Annotated in this window: 2 protein-coding genes; one reads left to right on the top strand and one right to left on the bottom strand. The window is 69.1% G+C overall.

Annotation, left to right across the window (positions count from 1 at the left end; genetic code table 11):
* Window positions 1–9: 9 nt before the first annotated feature.
* The gene (locus AB4Y86_RS16195; protein WP_441403202.1) at window positions 10–1,686 is read left to right on the top strand and encodes an AMP-binding protein; all 1,677 of its coding nucleotides are present in this window, start codon (window positions 10–12) and stop codon (window positions 1,684–1,686) included.
* 28 nt (window positions 1,687–1,714) lie between these two features.
* Here AB4Y86_RS16195 and AB4Y86_RS16190 read toward each other — a convergent pair whose 3' ends face one another.
* Window positions 1,715–2,695: a DNA-3-methyladenine glycosylase family protein gene (locus AB4Y86_RS16190; RefSeq protein ID WP_441403201.1), complete on the bottom strand. Its 981-nt coding sequence runs from the start codon at window positions 2,693–2,695 to the stop codon at window positions 1,715–1,717.
* Window positions 2,696–2,740 lie beyond the last annotated feature (45 nt).

The following is a 2,740-nucleotide window of genomic DNA, read 5'->3' as shown; positions in this document are numbered from 1 at the left end:
CGTCACACCATGCTTGCGTACACAGCCGGGGACACTGACGTCCCGCTGATCGAGGAAACCATCGGCGATCATTTCGAACGGATCGTCGCCCAGTTTCCCTACCACGATGCACTGATCGAGGCCGCGGCGGTCCCGGGCGGGGAAGCCCGGCGGTGGAGCTACACCAAGATGAACGACGACGTCGACCGGCTGGCCCGCGCGCTGCTGGCCCTCGGCGTCGTGAAGGGGGACCGGATCGGGATTTGGAGCCCCAACTGCGCTGAATGGACCATCCTGCAGTATGCCACGGCGAAGATCGGGGCCATCCTGGTCAACGTCAATCCGGCCTACCGCAGCCACGAACTCGAGTTTGTCGTGAAGCAGAACGGCATGCGGATGCTGGTGGCGGCGCCGTCGGACAAGAACAGCGACTACACCGGCATGGCCCGGCAGGCCCTGGCCGAATGCCCCGAATTGCGCGAACTCGTGTTCCTGCCCGACGCCGGACTGCCCGGCCTCACCGCCGGCGACCCTGAAAGCGAGGCGGAGCGGACGTACGCTGAGCTGCTGAAGCGGGCCGACGACGTCGCACATGCCGGTTTGAAGGCGCGGATGGCCGAACTGAACCCGTACGACGCGATCAACCTGCAGTACACCTCCGGCACGACCGGTTTCCCGAAGGGCGCCACCCTCACCCACCACAACCTGCTCAACAACGGCTACTCCATCGGGGAACTGCTCGATTACACCGAGCATGACCGCGTGGTCCTGCCGGTGCCGTTCTACCACTGCTTCGGGATGGTGATCGGCAACCTGGCGGCACTTAGCCACGGCGCCGCCACCATCATTCCGGGCCGCGGGTTCTCCCCGGCGGCCGCTCTGGAGGCTGTGCAGGATTTCGGCGGGACGTCCCTGTACGGGGTGCCGACCATGTTCATCGCCGAACTCGCCCTGCCGGACTTTGCCTCCTACGACCTCTCAACGCTGCGCACCGGCGTGATGGCGGGTTCACTGTGCCCCATCGAGGTGATGAAGCGGGTGATCGCAGAAATGAACATGCGCGACGTGGCCATCTGTTACGGCATGACGGAGACGTCGCCGGTCTCCACCATGACCCGCGGCGTGGACACCCTGGCGCAACGAACGCAGACCGTAGGCCGGACCATGCCGCAGCTGGAGAGCAGGGTGGTGGACCCGGCCACCGGGACGGTGCTGCAGCGCGGCGAGATCGGCGAGCTGTGCACCCGCGGCTATTCCGTGATGCAGGGCTACTGGAACCAGCCGGACAAGACCGCGGAGGCGATCGACGCCGAGGGCTGGATGCACACCGGAGACCTCGCCCGGATGGACCAGGACGGCTACCTCGTGATCGAGGGCCGGATCAAGGACATGGTGATCCGCGGCGGCGAAAACGTCTATCCGCGCGAGATCGAGGAGTTCCTGTACACCCATCCGGACATCCAGGACGTGCAGGTCATCGGGGTCCCGGACGCCACCTACGGCGAGGAACTGATGGCCTGTGTGATCCTCAAGCCCGGAGCAGCGACTTTGGACGCCGCGGGCCTGGCGGAATTCTGCCGCGGCAAGCTGGCGCACTACAAGATCCCCCGCTACGTGGACGTCCGGGAGAGCTTCCCGATGACCGTGTCCGGCAAGATCCGCAAAGTGGACATGCGGCAGGAGGCCGTGGCCCGGCTCCGGCTCTGACCGTCCCCCGGGTCCCGGCCCGCCGGCGTCAATGCCGGCGGTGGTCCTGGATGGTCATCCGAGGGCCGAAGACCGGTTTCCGGAAGCCGCTGAGGCCGATCATGCGGACCACGCGCTGCCGGTGGCCGGCCCAGGGGGCCAGTAACCGAAGCATGCCGGCGTCGTCCGTCCTCCGGCCGGTCAGGGCGGCGCCGACGTACGCCGCCAGATGGTAGTCGCCCACCGCGATCGAATCCGGACAGCCGTGCGTGCGCTGCACCACCTCGGCCGCCGTCCAGACGCCGATCCCGGGGATCACCTGGAGCTTTGCGGCCGCCTCGGCCGCCGGCAGCGCCGCCAGACGCTCCAGCGCGGCAGCGGAGCGCAACGCCCGCATAATGGTGGCCGCGCGTTGCGGCCCCACGCCGGCCTTATGCCATTCCCAGGACGGAATGCGCAGCCACTGCTCAGGCGTGGGCTGGACCAGGAGGTTGGCGGGGGCCACGGTGCCGGCGCCGGGCGCCGGCGTCCCGAAGCGGTACATCAGGTAGCGGTAGGCGCGGCGCGCCTCGATCACGGTGACCTTCTGCTCCAGGACCGTGGGCACCAGCGAGTCGATCATCCGTCCGGTGGCCGGCAGCCGGAGGGCGAGGTTCCGGCGCCGGGCTTCGGCCACCATCCGCGGGAGGGTGGCGTGGAAAGCCGGTTCGTCGAAGGCTGTCCAGTCGTCGTCGCGGCCCAGCAGCCGGGGGACGGCCTCGACCGCACGGGCCGCCCCCGCGCCCCAGGCGCGCGCTTCGATGCAGGGCGCGGCGGCCGGACCGGTGACGGTCAGGCAAAGCGACGCCGGGCCGCCCGCCGTCGTAAAGGCCATCCAGAGGCCCTCCGCGGCGACCCGGATCGAGGGATCGCCATGGCCGCGGCGGAGCGTGCCCAAGGTCTGCAGCAGATCGTACGGTCCGGCAGGATGCCACCGCAGGGACGCATCCGCCGCGGCGGCCGCGCCGGCGGGAAGCTCTGCAATGGTCACCCGAATATGTTCCCACGACGGGCCGACGGCGGAGTCATCCGTCGC

The sequence above is a fragment of the Arthrobacter sp. 2YAF22_2 genome (genome assembly GCF_052114645.1).
Lineage (GTDB): Bacteria > Actinomycetota > Actinomycetes > Actinomycetales > Micrococcaceae > Arthrobacter.
The sequence above is the reverse complement of the archived record's forward strand: the minus strand, read 5'-3'. Positions and strand labels throughout refer to the sequence as shown.

Coding starts and splice junctions, on each gene's coding strand:
- AB4Y86_RS16195 (WP_441403202.1), top strand. CDS start 10: ATGCTTGCGTACACAGCCGGGGACACTGACGTCCCGCTGATCGAGGAA.